Source organism: Frigoribacterium sp. Leaf164 (genome assembly GCF_001423665.1).
In the GTDB taxonomy this organism is placed as follows: domain Bacteria; phylum Actinomycetota; class Actinomycetes; order Actinomycetales; family Microbacteriaceae; genus Frigoribacterium; species Frigoribacterium endophyticum.
Window position 1 is genome coordinate 494,740 of sequence record NZ_LMOX01000001.1, and the last position, 17,844, is coordinate 512,583.

At 73.0% G+C, this 17,844-nt stretch carries 17 protein-coding genes; 4 read left to right on the top strand and 13 right to left on the bottom strand.

Translation table 11 applies throughout. The features are described from left to right. Together ASF82_RS15730 and ASF82_RS02235 are read right to left on the bottom strand one after the other, a co-directional pair. Positions 1-676: hypothetical protein (locus ASF82_RS15730; protein ID WP_200931960.1), on the bottom strand; the 676-nt coding region annotated here is incomplete at its 3' end. Further along, complete coding sequence (locus ASF82_RS02235) at positions 673-1,458, bottom strand: ABC transporter ATP-binding protein (RefSeq protein WP_235491194.1); 786 nt, start codon at positions 1,456-1,458, stop codon at positions 673-675. The genes ASF82_RS02235 and ASF82_RS15730, both read right to left, overlap by 4 nt. Before the next feature lie 437 nt (positions 1,459-1,895). Here ASF82_RS02235 and ASF82_RS15445 point away from each other — a divergent pair, with 437 nt between their 5' ends. Continuing rightward, on the top strand, positions 1,896-3,974 hold the full coding sequence (locus ASF82_RS15445; protein ID WP_162240249.1) for a hypothetical protein: 2,079 nt from the start codon (positions 1,896-1,898) through the stop codon (positions 3,972-3,974). Between the two features lie 258 nt (positions 3,975-4,232). Here ASF82_RS15445 and ASF82_RS02245 read toward each other — a convergent pair whose 3' ends face one another. After that, positions 4,233-5,522, bottom strand: a complete 1,290-nt coding sequence (locus tag ASF82_RS02245) for a M18 family aminopeptidase (protein ID WP_056052848.1) — start codon at positions 5,520-5,522, stop codon at positions 4,233-4,235. Between the two features lie 69 nt (positions 5,523-5,591). Next, the gene (locus ASF82_RS02250) at positions 5,592-5,879 is read right to left on the bottom strand and encodes a hypothetical protein (RefSeq protein WP_056052851.1); all 288 of its coding nucleotides are present in this window, start codon (positions 5,877-5,879) and stop codon (positions 5,592-5,594) included. 276 nt (positions 5,880-6,155) lie between these two features. Here ASF82_RS02250 and ASF82_RS02255 point away from each other — a divergent pair, with 276 nt between their 5' ends. Beyond that, on the top strand, positions 6,156-7,433 hold the full coding sequence (locus tag ASF82_RS02255) for an MFS transporter (protein WP_056052854.1): 1,278 nt from the start codon (positions 6,156-6,158) through the stop codon (positions 7,431-7,433). A 43-nt stretch (positions 7,434-7,476) separates the two neighbouring features. Here the strand turns inward: ASF82_RS02255 and ASF82_RS02260 are convergent, their stop codons facing one another. Continuing rightward, positions 7,477-8,073, bottom strand: a complete 597-nt coding sequence (locus ASF82_RS02260; RefSeq protein WP_056052857.1) for a TetR/AcrR family transcriptional regulator — start codon at positions 8,071-8,073, stop codon at positions 7,477-7,479. Positions 8,074-8,366: 293 nt separating this feature from the next. Here ASF82_RS02260 and ASF82_RS02265 point away from each other — a divergent pair, with 293 nt between their 5' ends. Then, positions 8,367-10,688: a beta-glucosidase gene (locus ASF82_RS02265; RefSeq protein WP_235491195.1), complete on the top strand. Its 2,322-nt coding sequence runs from the start codon at positions 8,367-8,369 to the stop codon at positions 10,686-10,688. A gap of 52 nt (positions 10,689-10,740) precedes the next feature. Here the strand turns inward: ASF82_RS02265 and ASF82_RS02270 are convergent, their stop codons facing one another. The 7 genes from ASF82_RS02270 to ASF82_RS02300 form a co-directional block, all read right to left on the bottom strand. Beyond that, complete coding sequence (locus tag ASF82_RS02270) at positions 10,741-11,700, bottom strand: AlkA N-terminal domain-containing protein (protein ID WP_235491140.1); 960 nt, start codon at positions 11,698-11,700, stop codon at positions 10,741-10,743. Further along, positions 11,697-12,296: a DNA-3-methyladenine glycosylase I gene (locus tag ASF82_RS02275; protein WP_056052862.1), complete on the bottom strand. Its 600-nt coding sequence runs from the start codon at positions 12,294-12,296 to the stop codon at positions 11,697-11,699. Before ASF82_RS02275 ends, ASF82_RS02270 begins: the two co-directional genes overlap by 4 nt. Continuing rightward, on the bottom strand, positions 12,293-12,877 hold the full coding sequence (locus tag ASF82_RS02280; protein ID WP_056052864.1) for a methylated-DNA--[protein]-cysteine S-methyltransferase: 585 nt from the start codon (positions 12,875-12,877) through the stop codon (positions 12,293-12,295). Before ASF82_RS02280 ends, ASF82_RS02275 begins: the two co-directional genes overlap by 4 nt. Further along, entirely contained in the window at positions 12,874-13,428 is a 555-nt protein-coding gene (locus tag ASF82_RS02285; protein WP_082514245.1) for an RNA polymerase sigma factor, read from the bottom strand. Before ASF82_RS02285 ends, ASF82_RS02280 begins: the two co-directional genes overlap by 4 nt. Position 13,429: 1 nt before the next feature. Next, positions 13,430-14,032, bottom strand: coding sequence for a methylated-DNA--[protein]-cysteine S-methyltransferase (locus tag ASF82_RS02290; RefSeq protein WP_235491141.1), 603 nt, complete (start codon positions 14,030-14,032; stop codon positions 13,430-13,432). Between the two features lie 276 nt (positions 14,033-14,308). Next, complete coding sequence (locus tag ASF82_RS02295; protein ID WP_056052869.1) at positions 14,309-14,587, bottom strand: acylphosphatase; 279 nt, start codon at positions 14,585-14,587, stop codon at positions 14,309-14,311. Positions 14,588-14,737: 150 nt separating this feature from the next. Further along, positions 14,738-15,724 carry an aldo/keto reductase gene (locus ASF82_RS02300; protein ID WP_056052871.1) on the bottom strand — a complete coding sequence of 329 codons (987 nt, stop codon included), beginning with the start codon at positions 15,722-15,724 and terminating at the stop codon, positions 14,738-14,740. Positions 15,725-15,876: 152 nt separating this feature from the next. Here ASF82_RS02300 and ASF82_RS02305 point away from each other — a divergent pair, with 152 nt between their 5' ends. After that, positions 15,877-16,329, top strand: a complete 453-nt coding sequence (locus tag ASF82_RS02305; protein WP_082514246.1) for a VOC family protein — start codon at positions 15,877-15,879, stop codon at positions 16,327-16,329. Positions 16,330-16,399: 70 nt separating this feature from the next. On the opposite strand, the gene ASF82_RS02310 is transcribed toward ASF82_RS02305, so the two are convergent. After that, the gene (locus ASF82_RS02310; protein WP_056052874.1) at positions 16,400-17,611 is read right to left on the bottom strand and encodes an alcohol dehydrogenase catalytic domain-containing protein; all 1,212 of its coding nucleotides are present in this window, start codon (positions 17,609-17,611) and stop codon (positions 16,400-16,402) included. Positions 17,612-17,844: the final 233 nt, after the last annotated feature.

Here is a 17,844-nt window from a genome sequence, read left to right on the forward strand (position 1 = left end):
CGAGGACGAGCAGTGACCACGGAACGAGCTCGCCGATCTCGTCGTCCCCGGTCGGACCGGACGGCATCAGGGCGAGGACCAGCGCGACGCCCGACGCCGGGACGGCGGTCGTGACGGCGCGGGTGATGGTCGAACGTCGGGGGCGCGTCGGGAAGCGTCGGGTCGCGTCCATCAACGCGGGACCCGTGGCGAGGGCGACGACGACGGGTGTGCCGATGGTGACGAGCGGGCCCGTCGTGAGGACGAGAGCCCCCCAAGGCGTCGGGAGCGGGCTCCCGATCGCGGCCGCCAGGATCACCGCACCGAGCCCGGCACCGGTGGCCACGGCGGCGACAGCACCAGCCTCAGCCACGATGAGGGCGCGGCCCTGCCACGGGAGGACGCCGAGGCCCACCCAGGCGCGGCGCGTCGGATCGAACTGCGACTGGGTCAGCCGGGACACCGCGGAGAGGCAGGTCGAGCCAGCGACCACCGACATGAGGGCGGCAGGAGTCGTCCACGATCGGACGATGCCGCCGAGCGGAGCGGGCGCGACACCTGCCGACTCGACACCGGTCAAGGACAGCGCCGCGACGACGGCCGTGGCCAGGACGACGGCACCGTAGGCGTACCAGGCCCGCCGACCGGACCCGAGCGCGCGCGAGGAGGCCAGGGCGAGGTGCAGGACGCCGATCACCGGACGCCGTCGATCCGGTGGCTGATCTCGGCGGCCGTCGTCGGGCCCGGACGGGTAGTCACGTGCCCCCTGGTGATCGCCGCGACGGCGTCGAAGCTCGCGGCCAGCTCGAGATCGTGCGTGACCACCACCGTGCCGCAGCCGGCGGCCGAGAGCGCGCGGATGCCGTCGACGACATCGGCTCGGCTGTCGGCGTCGAGACTCGAGGTCGGTTCGTCCAGCACCGCGAACGGCGCTGCCTGGGCCAGCACCCGAGCGAAAGCGACTCTCTGGCGCTCACCGCCGGAGAGCTGATCGGGTCGTCGGTCGGCGAGACGGGCGAGGCCGAGATGGTCGAGGGTCGATCGAGCCGTGGCTCGCGACCTCGGGATGCGGCGGAGATCGAGGGCGACCTGCACGTTGTCGAGGGCGGACAGCGACGGAACGAGGCCGCCGTCCTGCAGGACGATGCCGAAGAGGTCGCGTCGGCGGCGGGCGAGCCGGGAAGGCGACAACGACGTGAGATCGAGGTCGTCGACGAGGACCCGACCCGAGGAGGGGCGCTGGAGGCCCGACAGGCAGCGGAGCAGCGAGCTCTTCCCGCTTCCCGAGGCGCCGACGAGGGCCGTCGTCGACGACCGGGTGACCTCGAGCGAGGGGGCGACCACCACGAGTCGACGTCCGTACCTGATCTCGACGTCCGCCAGCCTCAGCTGATCCACCTGTGTCATGTTCCGTAGGCTACATTCACAGCGAGAGATTCTGATATTCCGAGAAAGGGGACGCGGTGGAGATCTTGCCATTCTGCTCACCAAACAGCCCTTTCTATGCAGAGCCGACCGCCTATCGTCCCGATCGCGACCTCGATGTCCCGCTTCCTGTCGATTGGTTAGTCGATGAGGGGACTCACTGGCGGTCTCTTTTTCCAATCGGGTTACCTCCACGGACCCACGGTTGGAAGATCCATCTCAGCTCGACGATCCAGGGTTATCCGAGCGTCCTCGGCGCTGCCGTCCGCATCTGCGTTGACAGCCGGACCCCGTTCAAGTACGTGTCCCGTTGGGATGAAGTACGAGGGGCGCTGTCGAAGAACGCGCAAAGGTCCTCGGCGGGCAAGCTCGTTGTCATCTACCCGCCTGACGACCGCTTGCTCAACCACATCGCCGAAGGGCTCGACGCTGCCCTGAATGGTTTTTCGTCGCCCTACGTCCTAGGTGACGTGCGATTCCGTTCTGGGCCCGTGTACTTCCGGTACGGCGGATTCATGCCGCTCGTCATCCCCGATGCAGACGGGGGAATCTTGGCTCATCCTGACGAATCGAGCACTCTCGTTCCCGACGTCAGGAGCCCTGTCTTCCGTCAGCCTGTCGGTCGCCATCCACCCGTGGTCGAGGAAGCTGTCTCTGCACTGGCAGTCGCAGACGGTCTAGGACCCCTCAACAGGTACGCGTCCATCGAGCCGATCCAGTTCTCAAACGCGGGAGGCGTCTACCTCGCAACCAGTCACGACGGGCTCAAATCCATCCTGAAGGAGGCGAGACCTCATGCGGGACTCGACGCCTCGGGCCTCCTCGCGCCGTCGCGTCTGCGTCAAGAGCACACGAATCTCCTTCGACTACAGAATTCCGGGATCGTACCTGGGGTCCTTGACTTCTTTCAGGTCTCGGGGCACGACTTTCTCGAGATGCAGTACGTCGAGGGTGTGTCTCTCCTCGAGCGGACTTCGCGACTCTGCCCCGGACTAGATCCGACGGGCAGCGCGGACGCTCGGATCTCCTATGCCGTTGAGACTCTCCATCTGCTGCGGCAACTCGTAGATTGCGTGGAGCATCTGCATTCCATGGGTGTCGTCTTCGGAGATCTTCATCCTGGAAATGTCATCGTCACGTCTGGGAACGACGTAGTCCTCATTGATCTCGAGGACGGAAGAGCGCCTGAATCTCGCACGCTGGGGCTGTTCAACGCGATCGGGTACGCCCCACCGGCGGGCTTCACGGCCGCTGAATCGGATTGGTTCTCTCTTTCCCGAGTGGCCATGTCAGCCTTCGAGCCGGCATTCGCGAGAGAGATCTTGTCGCCAGATGTCTGGCCTCAATTGATCGAGCGAGTGGCCGACCTGTACGGGCCAGACGTGGAGGCGTTCATTTCCGAACTCGAAAGCAGGTTTCGCGACCATTCGGCTGTGAGACTGCTTCGTCCTGAGTCACCTCCGAATCTTGCCCAAATCGACGCCACAACAACAGACCGCACGATCGCCCGTGTGATGGCCCGGAGCTTGGCCAGCTTGTCCCGAGAGCACTGCCTCGGCGATCCCCTCGACACGTCGACTCTCCGACGGTTTTCCTACGTCAACGGGACAGCGGGCCTGGCGACAGCTTTGCATCGCTCCCAGGTGGGCGTTCCCGCAGACATGGTCTCTGGTTTGACGACGGCGTACCTTACGTCGGGTGCGGAGCTCGGACTGTTCGACGGACTGGCTGGCATCGCGGCAACTCTGTCCGAGCTCGGACAGCACGAAGCGGCGGACCTGACATGCAAGACCGTCCAGCGCGCCGCGGGACGGGTGCGTTCGGTTGGTCTTGCCCGAGGTCTTGCAGGGATCGCCGTTCAACAAATCGACTACGACCTCGACTTCGCCGTCTACACAGCGCATCGTGCCACGAGACGAAGCCACACAGACCTCGCCCAGGACAGCCTTGGACGAGCTCCGGGCTTGTGGCGCGGTTCGGCCGGACTCGCCTTCGCCCAGGCCCTGGTAGGAAAGGCGGCAGAAGACGCTTACCTCATGGACTCCGCGCTCGAGTCGTTGGCGATGGACCGGCGCCGTCGGCGTGATTCTCGTCCAGGGGTCGCGGGGCTCGGGGAGTGTGATGGTCGGCGCACTTTTCCCTACCTCGAGAACGGCTCCGCGGGATACCTGATCGCCTATTCCGCGCTGCGGCTACACGATCTCATCGACGGTTCATCGGCGTACGAGGACGATGTAGAGGCCTTCATGACGGCTTGCACGTCAGATCTCTACGCTTTCGATGGCCTTCTCCGGGGTAGGGCCGGGATCTTGGCTGGATTACAGAGCGTGAGCCCATGGTTCGATGTGGCCACCTCCATGCGCGAGCAGGCCTCCCACCTGCGTCGAAGCCTCGTGAGCTGGAACGGCGGCACCTTCAGCGTCGGGGATCAGCTCCTCCGTCTTTCGACCGACGTCGGTACGGGCTCAGCTGGGGTCCTGCTGATGTTGCTTTCTCTTGATGAGGGAACCCCCTTGTGGCTTCCCGGCTTGATCAACAGCCGGGTACGACCCCGATGTGAGGGGAGGTGAACTAAATGACATCGATCCTCGAATTGCAAGGCCTCGCCGAGCGCACCTCGAACGACACTCTGTCGAGCTCAGCGAGCTTCTTCGGATGTGCCGGGGGGCACCCCAGCAGCAGCATCAGTCTCTGGGCCTGCGCCTAGCGGACGAGCCGGTGGGCCCGGTGGCCCACCGGCTTCACCACGGGGACTGCAGGTCGACCCACGCTCGAGAGGGCGATCAAGCCGTTGAGAACTCTGGGGCACCGACGTGCCGTCCTCGGGGCTAGGCCGCGGCGACCGGGGCGAGGAAGGCCGCCGCGGCGCGGGCGAGGTAGCCCGGGTCGTCGACGCCGCACAGCTCACGGGCGGAGTGCATGCTCAGCAGCGGCACGCCCACGTCGATGGTGCGGACGCCGAGGCGGGTCGCGGTGATCGGCCCGATGGTGGAGCCGCAGGGCACCGCGTTGTTCGAGACGAACTCCTGATAGGGCACGCCGGCCTGCTCGCACGAGCGCGCCCACTCGGCCGCGCCGGGCCCGTCGGTGGCGTAGCGCTGCTTCGCGTTGATCTTCAGCAGGGGGCCGCGGTTGACCACGGGCTGGTTCACGGGGTCGTGGCGCTCGGGGTAGTTCGGGTGCACGGCGTGGCCCGCGTCGGCGGAGAGGCACCACGAGCCGGCGAGGGCGCGGAGCCGGTCGACCTCGGTGCCGCCGAGCCCGGCCGTGACGCGGGTCACGACGTCGGAGAGCATCGGGCCGGCCGCGCCCGAGGGCGTCTCGGAGCCCACCTCCTCGTGGTCGAACGCCGCGAACACGGCGACGTCGGCGAGCTCGACGCCCGACGCCGCGACGTCGAGCAGCGCGACGAGGCCGGCGTGCGTCGAGGTGAGGTTGTCCATGCGGCCCGCGGCGAAGAGGTCGCCCGTGAGGCCGATGACGGCGGGAGGCGCGGTGTCGGCCACCGAGATGTCGTACCCGGCGACGTCGTCGCCGGTCAGCCCGGCGAGCCCCGCGAGGTGACCGAGCACGTCGGCGTCGGCGAGGGGGCCGACCCCGACCACGGGGTCGAGGTGACGCTGCGGGTCGAGCGTGAGGCCGTCGTTGACGCCGCGGTCGAGGTGGACGGCCAGCTGCGGGAAGCGCAGCACCGGCCCGGTGCGGACGAGGTGCACCTCGCCGGTGCGCGTCACGAGCCGGCCCGCGAACTCGAGGTCGCGGTCGAGCCACGAGTTGTAGAGCGGTCCGCCGTAGACCTCCACGCCGGCCTGCAGCCAGCCGCGGGTGCCGGTCGTGCTCCTCGGCTTCAGCTTGAAGCCGGGGGAGTCGGTGTGCGCGCCCACGATCCGGTACGGGGTGGTCGCGGTGGCGCCCTCGGGCTGGATCCAGGCGATCACGGCGCCGTCGCGGAGGACGTAGCGGCTGCCCGGCCCCGTCGGCCACTCGGCCCGCTCGTCGAGCCGGTCGAAGCCCGCCGCGTCGAGCCGACGGGCTGCCTCGGCCGCGGCGTGGAAGGAGGAGGGCGAGGCCTGGATGAAGGAGGCGAGGTCGTCGAGGTGCGCGCGCGAGGAGGTCATCCCCACCAGCATGCCACCCGCTCTCGCCCGACGGGGTCAGCGCCCGGCGGGGGGCAGTGCCCGGCGGGGTCAGCGCCCCGCGCTGCCTCCGACCTGGGCGCCGGGCTCGGGGCCGCTCTCGCCGCGGCCGTCCTCGTCCTCGGCGACGAGGCCCGCGGTCGCCTCCCCCGAGTAGCCGGCGGGGTCGACGGCGACGTAGTCCTCCTCGCCGGAGGTGGTGCCGCCGAGGGGCGAGACGAGGTCGTCGTCGGCCGTCGTGTCGTCGCCGCTCGCGGGGGAGCCCTGCGGGTCGTCCCGGAACGTCGCGAGGGCCGCCGCCTCGACGGCCTCCTGGTCGTGGTCGCTCTGGTCGCTCATGGGGCGTCCTCTCGTGGTCGTGACCCCCGACCCTAGGCGCGGCCCGCTCCGCCCGCCCGCCTCCCTCGGCGCCCCGCCCCCGTCGACGAGTCAGGAGGGACACGCGCCGCGGGCCGCGACCGACGCCTGCGGCGCGTCCTCCCCCTGAGTCCTCGACGGCGCGAGGCTGCCCGCGCGCCGGCCGACACCTGTCGTCACGAGCTGTTGACACCGGCTCACGCTCGTGTACAGTCTCGAACACCTAGTGCAGCTAGGTTTTGACTCGAGGAGGCGTCAATGGCCCTGTCCGGCCCGCGCGGTGAGACCGTGCTCACCCAACCCGTCAGCACGATCCGAGTGGGCAGGGGCTACCTGGCCGCCCTCGGCTTCGCCCAGTTCGGCCTGTTCGTGGCCCTGCTCTCGCCGGTCTTCGTGAGCATGCAGCTCAAGGCCCAGCAGCTCGCGCCCGACAGCCCCGAGACCCTCGTCGGCCAGGTGCTGCCGATCGGCGCCCTCGGCGCCCTGATCGCCAACCCGCTGATCGGTGCCCTGAGCGACCGCACCCGCACCCGCTGGGGCCGTCGTCGCCCCTACCTGGTCGGCGGCGTGGTGCTGCTCACCGTCGCCCTCGGCCTCGTGGCGGCGGCGCCCGACCAGCTCACGCTGACCCTCGCCTGGCTGCTCGCGCAGATCGCCGCCAACGCCGTGCTCGCCACCCTCATCGCGAGCTTCGCCGACAACGTGCCCGAGGTGCAGCGCGGCCGGGCGTCGAGCATCATCGCCCTGGCGCAGAACGTCGCCATCCTCGCCGGCCTCTACCTGGCCGTGTACCTCGTCGGCAACCTCCCGGTGCTGTTCGTCCTGCCGGGCGTGCTGGCCGTCGTCCTGGTGCTCGTCTACGCCGTGGTGGCCCGCGACGAGCTGCCCGCCTACGAGCTCAAGAAGTTCACGGTCGTGAACCTGGTCAGCTCGTTCTGGACCAACCCGATCAAGAACCCCGACTTCGGCCTCGCCTGGTGGTCACGCTTCCTGATCACGCTCGGCACGTTCATGTTCACGACGTACCGCCTGCTCTACATGGAGCGCCACCTCGGCATCGAGGACGTCGCCGAGGCCACGGCCGCCGTCGCCTTCGGCGTGCTGCTCTACACGATCGCCCTGCTCGTCAGCGCGGCGGTCTCGGGCTGGCTGAGCGACCGCACCGGTCGTCGCAAGGTCTTCGTCGCCGGCTCGACCCTCGTCTTCGCGGTCGGCCTCGTGATGCTCGCGCACGCCGAGACGGTCACCGGGTTCTACGTCGCCGAGGTCGTGATGGGCTTCGCCTTCGGCATCTACGCCGCCGTCGACACCGCGCTGATCGTCGACGTGCTGCCGAACGCCGACCGCCCCGGCAAGGACCTCGGCGTCATCAACATCGCCAACGCCCTGCCGCAGTCGCTCGCCCCGGCCCTCGCCCTGGCCCTGCTCGGCATCGGCAGCGCCACGAACGACAACTACGTCGTCATGCTCTGGGGCGCCGGCATCGTGACCGTGATCGGCGCGCTCGTCATCATCCCGATCCGCCGCGTGCGCTGACGCCGCACCCGGCCAGAGCCGCGAGGAGGCGGTGGTCGCCCCGTCAGGCCGGCGCGGCCACCGTCGCGGTGCGGAGGGCCAGCTCCCAGACGAGCCGCACGTGCTCGGCCATGTCGGTGCGGGGGTCGAGCATCCACTGCAGCTGCATGCCGTCGCTGACGGCGACCAGCACCCCGGCGAGCGTCACGGCGTCGACGTCGGGGGCGATCTGCCCGTCGACCTGTCGTCGCTCGATCGCCGTCGTGAAGTCGACGCGCAGCCGGGCGTACCGCTCGACGAAGTAGTCGCGGGCGGCGTGCCCGGGGTCGCTCGTCGCGGCCGTCGACAGGCTCGCGAAGAGCTGCACGAGCCCCGGGGTCTCGGAGTTGTGCCGGATCACCGCGAGCAGCAGGTCGACGATGTCGTCGAGCTCGGCCCAGCGGGCCGAGTCGGCCTCGTCGCGGGCGCGGAGGATGGCGGTGAAGAGCCCCTCCTTGCTGTCGAAGTAGTGCAGCAGGCCGGCCTGGGTGAGCCCGACCGCGTCGGCCAGCTCCTTCACCGAGGTGGCACGGAACCCGTTGCGGGCCACCACCTCGAGCGCGGCCCGCAGGATCTCCTCGCGCTTCGCGATCCCCTTCGCGTACGAACCCCGTTGTGCCATGTGCGCCAGGCTACCCACCCCCCGGCGGCTCGGCCGCCACCGACGCCACGAAAACCCACCGCTGTTCGGTTTTGTCGAGTAGCGTTCCCTCCACGCGGTGCTGCGCCGGCCGCGACCGATCTCCGACCACCACCGGAAGGCCCCTCGTGACCCCCTCCTCCGCCGGCGACGCCGCCGTCACTGCCCGCCTCACCGAGCTGCTCGGGCAGCTGTCGCTCGAGCAGGAGGTCCAGCTGCTCACCGGCCGCGACTTCTGGACGAGCTGGCCGATCGAGCAGATCGGCCTCCGCCGCATGCTGTTCTCCGACGGCCCCTCCGGGGTGCGCGGCGAGTTCTGGGACGAGCGCGACCCGTCGCTGAACCTCCCGAGCGGAACGGCGCTCGCCGCCACCTGGGATCTCGAGGTTGCTCGCCGCTACGGCCACGCCTCCGCCGTCGAGGCCCGCCGCAAGGGCGTCGACGTCGTGCTCGGCCCGACCATCAACCTGCACCGCTCCCCGCTCGGCGGCCGTCACTTCGAGGCCTTCAGCGAAGACCCCGTGCTGACCGCCGACCTCGCGGCCGCCTACGTGACGGGCGTCCAGGAGAACGGCGTCGGGGCCACCCCCAAGCACTACGTCGCCAACGACTTCGAGACCGAGCGCTTCACCGCCGACGTCGTCGTCGGCGACCGGGCCCTCCGCGAGCTGTACCTGCTCGCCTTCGAGAAGAGCGTCGTGGAGGCGCGGGCCTGGGTGGTCATGAGCGCCTACAACTCGGTCAACGGCACCACCGCCACCGAGAACGACCTCCTCGAGACGCCGCTCAACAGCGAGTGGGGCTTCGACGGCGTCGTCATCAGCGACTGGACGGCGGTGCGCTCCGTCGACAGCGCCCGCGCCTCCCAGGACCTCGTCATGCCCGGCCCGGTCGGGCCCTGGGGCGACGCGCTGGTCGCCGCCGTGCGTGACGGCTCGGTCGACCGAGCCGACGTCGACCGCAAGGTGCTCCGCCTGCTCCGTCTCGCCGCCCGCGTCGGCGCCCTCGAGGGGTTCGAGGGCACCGACCCCGTGCACGTCGAGGACGGCGTCGCCTTCGCCCGCGAGGCCGAGGCCGCCGGCGCCGTGCTCGTGGCCAACGACGGGCTGCTGCCCGTCGCCCCCGGCAGCGTGCGCCGCATCGCGGTGATCGGCGACAACGCCGACCGGGCCCGCACCCAGGGCGGCGGCAGCGCGACCGTGGTGCCCGAGAGCGTGGTCAGCCCGGTCGAGGGCGTCCGGGCCGCCTTCCCCGACGCGGAGGTGACCTGGTCGGTCGGCGCGGTCGTGCAGGAGGGCGTCGCCGAGCTGCCGCTCGCCGAGCTGACGAACCCGGCGACGGGCGAGCCCGGCGTGCACGTGCGCTTCCTCGACGAGGCCGGCGACGAGATCTTCGCGGAGGAGCGACGGGCCACCGCGCTGGTCTACCTCGGCGGCGACGCACCCGTCGAGCGCCTGCACGAGCTGGAGGTCAGCACCACCTGGACCCCCGCCTCCTCGGGCCGGGTCCGGCTCGGCTTCGCCTCGATCGGCGAGGCCACCTTCGTGGTCGACGGCGAGGAGCTCTTCACCGCCCGCACCGAGGCCGACGGCGACGAGCTGGGCGCGGCGCTGCTCGCCCCGCCGAGCGAGTCGCACCCGCTCGACGTCGAGGCGGGCCGCCCGGTCGAGCTGGTCATCCGCTACCGCCGAGCCGAGACGAGCGGCGAGGCCTTCGCCGGCACCATGATGTTCACCGCCGGGCTCGACGCCGACGACACCGACCCGCAGCAGCTGATCGACGAGGCGGCCGCCGCGGCCGCCGACGCCGACCTCGTCGTGCTCGTCGTGGGCACCAACAGCAAGGTCGAGTCGGAGGGCTTCGACCGCTCGACGCTCGCGCTGCCCGGCCGCCAGGACGACCTGGCCCGCGCCGTGCTCGCCGCGAACCCGCGCACCGTCGCCGTCGTCAACGCCGGCTCGCCGGTCGAGCTGCCCTGGCGCGACGAGGCCGCCGCGGTGCTGCTCACCTGGTTCGGCGGGCAGGAGTACGGCCACGCCCTCGGCGACCTCCTGGTCGGCGACGCCGAGCCCGGCGGCCGCCTGCCCACGACCTGGCCCGCGGCCACGGCCGACGTGCCGGTGCTCGACGTCACGCCGGTCGACGGCACCGTCCGCTACGACGAGGGCATCCACGTCGGCTACCGGGCCTGGCTCCGCGCCGGCGTCGAGCCGGCCTGGCCGTTCGGCCACGGCCTCGGCTACACGAGCTGGCGCCAGTCGGGCCTCGAGGTCTCCGACGCGGTGGCCGAGGGAGGCGCGGTGACCGTCACCGTCCAGGTCGAGAACACGGGCGCCCGCGCGGGCAAGCACGTGGTGCAGGTCTACGCGTCGCGCCGCGACTCGGTCGTGGAGCGCCCCGCGCTCTGGCTCGTGGGCTTCCGGCCCGTCGAGCTCGCGGCGGGCGGGTCGGCCGCGGTGACGGTCGAGGTGCCGGCGCGGGCCTTCGCCGACTGGCGCGACGGCGGGTGGGCGCACGAGCCCGGCGAGTTCACGCTGCACGTCGGCACGTCGGTGGCCGAGCTGCCCCTGACGGCCACGACGGTGCTCACCGCCTGACGCCCGGCGCCCGACGGGGCGCTGCGGCGCTCCCGGGTGCTGCCGGCCCCGCTCAGGGCGCGGTCGGCAGCACCGCGGCCCAGAGGTGGAACAGGGCGTAGGCGCGGAAGGGCGACCACGGGGCCGAGGCCGCCTCCGCCTCCTTCGTGGTCGCCCCGCCGAGCACCCGCCGCAGCACGAGGTCGCCGGCCGGCCACGCGTCGCGGTCGGCGAGGGCGCGCACGGCGAGGTACTCGACCGTCCACGGCCCGATGCCCGGCACGGCGAGCAGCCGTCGTCGGGCGTCGGCGAGGTCGACGTCGGGCGAGATCACGAGGCCGTCGGCGACGACCGTCGCCAGGGCCGAGAGCGTGCGCGCCCGGGCGTTGGTCACGCCGACCGCGGCGCGCAGCTCGTCGACGTCGACGGCGGCCAGCGCCTCCGCGCGCGGGAAGCGCCGGAGGCCCGTGCCGGGCACGTCGACGCCGTGCGCGGCGACGAGCCGACCGGTGAAGGTCCGGGCCGCGGCGAGCGAGACCTGCTGCCCGAGCACGGTCATCACCGCCGTCTCGAAGCCGTCGGGGCTGCCCGTGACGCGGATGCCCGGCCGGGCGCGCACGAGCGGGCCGAGCACCGGGTCGGCGCCGAGCGCGGCCTGCACCGCGCCCGTGTCGCCGTCGAGGTCGAGCCAGCGCCGGGCCAGCGCCGCGGCTCGGTCGAGGTCGGCCGGGCCGAGGTCGACGCCGTCGGCGGGCACGACGTCGACCTCGACGACGTCGGGGCCGAAGTGCACGTCGAGCCGACAGAGTCGAGCGGCCCGACCGACCCCGGCCCCGCCGAGGTCGACGACCCGGGAGTGGGTCGAGGCCGTCACGTCGGTCAGCTCGGCCCCCGGCACGCTGTGCGCGGCGAGCAGGCCGACGGCGTGGGCCGGGTCGTAGTCGCCCTCGACGGCGAGCGACAGGCGGCGGGCGCGGGAGTCGCGGGTCGGCTCGCCCGCGGAGCCCCCCGGGGCCGTGCCCCCGGCCCTCACGGCGTCGCCGCCCACACCCCGGACGACCCGCGCCGGTGGCTGTCGACGAGGTGGGTGTCGACGATGCCCGTCGCCTCCATCAGGGCGTGCATGGTGGTCGGGCCCACGAACCGGAAGCCCACGGACTTCAGGGCGCGCGAGAGGGCGACGCTCTCCGGCGAGGTCGTCGGCACCTCGGCCGCCGTGGCCGGGCGGGGCGTCTCGGCGGGCCGGAACGACCAGACGAAGTCCACGAGCCCGCCTGCGTCGCGCAGGGCGACGGTGGCGCGGGCGTTGGCGACGGTCGCGTCGACCTTGAGCCGGTTGCGGACGATGCCCGCGTCGGCCAGCAGCCGTGCCCGGTCGTCGTCGTCGAACGCGGCCACGACGTCGGGGTCGAAGTCGCGGAACGCCGCCCGGAAGGCGGGCCGCTTGCGCAGGATGGTCGCCCACGACAGCCCCGACTGGAACGCCTCGAGGCTCAGCCGCTCGAAGAGCCCCTGCTCGTCGCGGACGGGCATGCCCCACTCGGTGTCGTAGTACTCCCGCATCAGGGGGTCGACGGCCGCCCAGGCGGGGCGGGCGAGCCCGTCGTCGCCGATCACCACGTCGCTCACGGTGTCGCCTCCAGGTCGATCAGCAGGGCCTTGGCCTCGGGGCCGCCGCGGTAGCGGCCGGCCGTGCCGTCGCTCCGCACCACGCGGTGGCACGGCACGACGAGCGGCAGCGGGTTGGTCGCGCAGGCCGTGCCGACGGCCCGCACGGCGCGGGGGCTGCCCGCCGCCGCGGCGACGGCGGCGTAGCTCGCCGTCCGACCGTAGGGGATCTCGGGCAGGTGCTCGAGCACGGCGAGCTGGAACGCCCGCGAGAGCCGCCGGTCGAGCGGCAGGTCGAAGGCGCGACGGCGGCCGGCGAAGTACTCGTCGAGCTGGCGAGCGGCCGCGTCGAGCCGGGCCGGGGCCCGCAGCACGCGCGGGCTGACCGTCGTGGCGAGTCGGTCGAGCACGGCGTCGTGCCCCTCGACCTCGAAGGCGACCCGCACGAGGCCGACCTCCGTCGCGGCGAGCAGGAGGCGACCGACGGGGGAGTCGAGGGTGCTCCAGGCCACGTCGAGCACGCCGGCGTCGGCCGCGCCGGCGGCGAGCCGGGCCCGCAGCACGGCGAGGTCGACCTGCTCGGCGGTGGTCGGGTCGGTCACGAGGGTCCTCCGGGTCGACGACGGCGGGGTGCGGGCGGGAGCGCCCGGTGCGGGTCCGAGGGCGGCGCCGGGGGCGGGGGCGGGGGCACCAGCGCCGTCCGCAGCGCGGCGACCCCGTCGCTCGCCGCCCGGCGGGCGGCGTCGTGGCTGACCCCGGTGGCCTCCGCGACCTCGCGGTGGCTGAGCCCGGCGAGGTGGTGGCCGACGACGGCGACGCGCTGGCGGTGCGGCAGCCCGCGGACGGCGTCGAGCAGCTCGTCGTCACGGGCGAGCACCTCGTCGAAGGGCCGGGGCGCGGGCGGCTCGGGCAGCGTCTCGACCGGGAGCGCTCGGCGGGCCTGCCCGCGCAGCACGTCGAGGGCCTTGCGGCGCGCGACGGTCACGAGCCAGGCCTCGACGTTCGTCCCCGGCGGCAGCCCGGGCCAGGCGACGAGCGCGGCGAGGAAGGTCTCCGACCAGGCGTCGTCGGCGTCGGCCGGCGGCAGCAGGGCACGGCAGACGCGCAGCACGGTGACCCCGTGCTGCTCGACGGCGCGGTCGAACGGGCCCACGTCAGAACAGCCGGCTCTCGCGCCGCTCGGCGGGCTCCTCGAGGGCCAGCAGGAACCTCTTGCGCTCCAGCCCGCCCGCGTAGCCGGTGAGGGCCCCGCCGGCGCCGACCACCCGGTGGCACGGCACGACGATGCTCAGCGGGTTCAGCGCGTTCGCGGCGCCGACGGCCCGGGCCAGCCCGACCCCGCCGAGGCTCGCGGCGAGCTGGCCGTAGGTGCGGGTCTCGCCGTGGGGGATCGTGCGGAGGGCCGCCCAGACCCGCTGGCGGAAGTCGTCGCCGCGCGGCGCGAGCGGCAGGTCGAAGGCCGTCCGCTCGCCGGCGAAGTACTGCCCGAGCTGCCGGGCCACCTCGCCGAAGTCGCTCGCGCCGGTGCCGACGTCGGAGCGCGGGCCCAGGGAGTCGCGGGTCGGCCCGCGCCGGTGGCCCTCGAACCACAGGCCCACGAGCCCGTCGACGCCCCCCGCGACGGTCAGCAGGCCCACGGGCGTGCTCGTGGTGGTGTGCACGACCGCCGCGTCGGGGGCCGTGGTCGGGGCTGGGTCGTCCGTGCCCCAGCCCGTGCCCGTGGTGCCCGCTCCGCGCGCGCTGCCGGTCTCCGTCACGGTCGTCTCCTCGCCTCTGCCGATGCTACCCACGCTGCAGACGCGCGAGAGGGGGCGGATGTGAGGTGGCCGTCGCGAGTTCGTCCCCCGACCGGTGGGCGAGCGCACCGACCGACCTGGTAGACAAGCTGGTACACCCTCGGGTGCAGCCCGGTCCGGGGACTCCACGCTGTCGGGTGCGTGCGAGCTCCCGGGCCGGGTCCCGGCACGCGGGCCCTCGCCGACGGTGCCGCCCGCCGCCCGCCGCTCGCCGCTCGCCGACGCTGCCGCTGCCGTTCAGTGCCGCGTCTCGAAGCCGCCCTCGCCGAGCGGCGACAGCTCGCTCACGTCGACCCCGTCGACGCGGGAGCCCTGCGGGCCCTCCGTGAGCCACTCCAGCAGCTGGCCGACCGCCTCCGGCGTGCCCTCGGCCTCCGTCTCGACGGTGCCGTCGGGCAGGTTGCGCACGAACCCGGCGACGCCGAGGCGGTCGGCCTCGCCCTCGGTCGAGAAGCGGAAGCCCACGCCCTGCACCAGGCCGCGGACCACCGCGCGCCGTCTGATCACGTCGTCCATGCTGCGACCGTACCCGCGCCTCCCGCGCTCGGGCCCGCCCAGCCCGGTCGCCCTGCCCCGGCCGCCCTGCCCCGTCACGACGACGGGCGGGTGCGACCCGGGCGGTCCGTCGTCGACGCCCGCCCGGCTCGCACCCGCCCGNNGTCCGCGCTAGCGGTCGACCGTCGACATGTCGGCGTACCGGTCGCCCTGGGGCGCCGCGACCGCGTCGAGCTGCTCGACCTGCGCGGCCGTGAGCACGACGTCGTCGGCGGCCACGTTCTCGTCGAGGTACGTGCGGCGCTTCGTGCCGGGGATCGGCACGACGCCCTCGCCCTTGGCGAGCAGCCAGGCCAGCGCGACCTGGCCGGGCGTGGCCCCGACCTCGCGGGCCACGGCGTCGACCTGCTCGACGATGCGGATGTTCGCCTGCAAGGCGTCCCCCCTGAACCGCGGCGCGAAGCGGCGGAAGTCGTCGTCGGCGAGCTCGTCGACCGAGCGCAGGGCACCGGTGAGGAACCCGCGGCCGAGCGGCGAGTACGGCACGAAGCCGATGCCGAGCTCGCGCACGAGCGGCACGATCTCGGCCTCGGGATCGCGGCTCCAGAGCGACCACTCGGTCTGCAGGGCGGTGATCGGGTGGGTGGCGTGGGCCCGGCGGATCGTCTCGGGAGCCGCCTCGGACAGGCCGAGGTGGCGGACCTTGCCCGCCGTGACGAGCTCGGCCATGGCGCCGACCGTCTCCTCGATCGGCACCTGCGGGTCGACGCGGTGCTGGTAGTAGAGGTCGACGTGGTCGAGCCCGAGCCGCTGCAGCGAGCCGTCGATCGAGCGGCGCACGTACTCGGGCCGACCGTCGACCGCGCGCTCCCCCCGCGCCTCGGGGTCGGTGACGTTGCCGAACTTGGTCGCGACGACGACGCCGTCGCGTCGGCCGCGCAGGGCGCGCCCCAGCAGCTGCTCGTTCGTGTGCGGGCCGTACATGTCGGCGGTGTCGAGCAGGGTCACGCCGTGGTCGAGCGCGGCGTGGATCACCCGCACCGACTCGTCGTCGTCGGTGCCGCTGCCGGTGTAGAACGCGGACATGCCCATCAGGCCGAGGCCGAGGCGGCCCACGTCGAGTCCGCCGTCGACGCTGCCGAGTGTCGTGTGCTTCATGCAGACCACGCAACACCCGCTGTCGGGGTGCCCGCTGGGAGGGGGACACCCCGCGCCGACGGGTCTTGACACGGCTGCCGGCGCCTCGCCATCATGCGGGTGACGACCGGCGGCGACGGGCCGCCGGCGCCCCGCAGAGAGGCGGCGCACCGATGCCCACCATGATCTTCGTCAACTTGGCCGTCGACGACGTCGCCCGGTCGCGCACCTTCTTCGAGGTCCTGGGGTACTCGATCAACGAGGGGTTCAGCGACGAGAACGCCGTCAGCGTCGTGATCAGCGACACGATCACCGCGATGCTGCTCACGAGGGCGTTCTTCGCGGAGTTCACCCGCAAGACGATCATCGACGCCACCACCTCGACCGAGGTGCAGCTCGCCCTCAGCGCCGAGAGCAAGGAGGAGGTCGACGCGGTGCACGCCGCCGCCCTCGCCGCGGGGGCGACGCCGGCCGGCGAGCAGGACCATGGCTTCATGTACTCGAAGAGCTTCGACGACCTCGACGGCCACCACTGGGACTTCGTCTGGATGGACCCGGCCGCGGCGGCGGGCGGGGCCCCGGAGCTCAGCGTCGACGAGATGCGCGCGGGCACGACGGTCGCCTGACCACCCGGGGGAGGCGCGGTGCCGGCCCCGCCCGCACCGCGCCTCCCGCAGGCCCCGCGTCGCGGCCCGGCTACGAGCCCGTCGTCAGCTCGACCTTGAGCCACCCCGGCTCGCGCCGGTCGAACGCCTCGTACGCCGCGATCGCGTCGGTCACCGGCTCGCGCTCGGTGATCAGCGCGGTCGGGTCGAACAGCCCCGCGGCGACGCGCTCGATGAGCGGCGGCGTGACGGAGTGGTGGTCGCAGTTGCCCATCCGCACCGTGAGGTTCTTGAGCATCGCGGCACCGATCGGGTACGTCTCGACCGTGGGCGCGTAGACGCCGATGATGCCGATGCGGCCGTACTTGGCGACCATCTCGACGGCCCAGCGGGCAGCCTGCGACGGCGCGTTGCCCGGCACCCACTGGTCGCCCTGCGGGGCGGCGTCGGGCGCGACCTGCGCGACCTCCGCCTCGAAGGCGGCGGCCTGCTCGGCGTCGGGGGCGGCCGGGCCGTGCGCGGCGTGCTGCGCGTCGACGCCGACCGCGTCGATGACGGCGTCGACGCCGATGCCGTTCGTGAGCTCCTTGACGACCGCGACCGGGTCCTCCCGGCTGAAGTCGACGACCTCCGCGTTCTGGGCGAGGGCCTGGGCGAGGCGGTCCTCGAGGTGGTCGACCGCGATCACGCGGGCGGCGCCCTGCTGGAACGCCGACGCGATCGCGAACTGGCCGACGACGCCGGCGCCGAGCACGGCCACGGTGTCGCCGCGGCGGACGCCGGCGAGCTCGGCTCCGAACCAGCCGGTGGGGTAGATGTCGCTGAGCAGGATCGCCTGGTCGTCGCTGACCGTGTCGGGCAGCGGGTGCAGGGTGTTGCGCGCCCACGGCACCCGCACGTACTCGGCCTGCAGCCCGTCCACCGGGCCGGTCGAGGCGGGCCCGCCGAAGAAGCTCGTGCCCGCGTCGGGGCCGTTCGGGTTCGCGACGTCGCACTGGGCGGTGTGGCCCTCGCGGCAGTACCGGCAGGCGCCGCACGAGACCGTGCTGTCGATGATCACCCGGTCGCCCGGGCTGAAGCCGCGCACGGCATCGCCGACCTCGGTGACGACGCCGACGGCCTCGTGGCCGAGGATCGTTCCCTCGACCATCGGCGCCATCGTGCCGCGCACGAAGTGCAGGTCGGTGCCGCAGATCGCGCTGCGGGTGACGCGCACGATGGCGTCGTTCGGGTCGGTGATGGTGGGCTGCTCGACGTCGTCGAGACGGATGTCTCCGACGCCGTGCCAGACGACTGCCTTCACGGGGTTCCTCCTGGTGTCTGCGGTTCTGCGGGTCCGCGGGCGGGCTGGCCCGCGGGCGCGCACGGCCGAGCCGCGCGCCCGCCCGACGGTAGGCCGGGCGTCGCCCCGCCACCCGCCGAGTCCGCTCCGTGAACGGGGTACGGCCCGGTCAGCGCGGCGGCCCGGTCAGCACGGCGGCCCGGTCAGCACGGCGGCCCCGTCGCCGGTCGGGTGACCGGCGGCGGGGCCGAGGG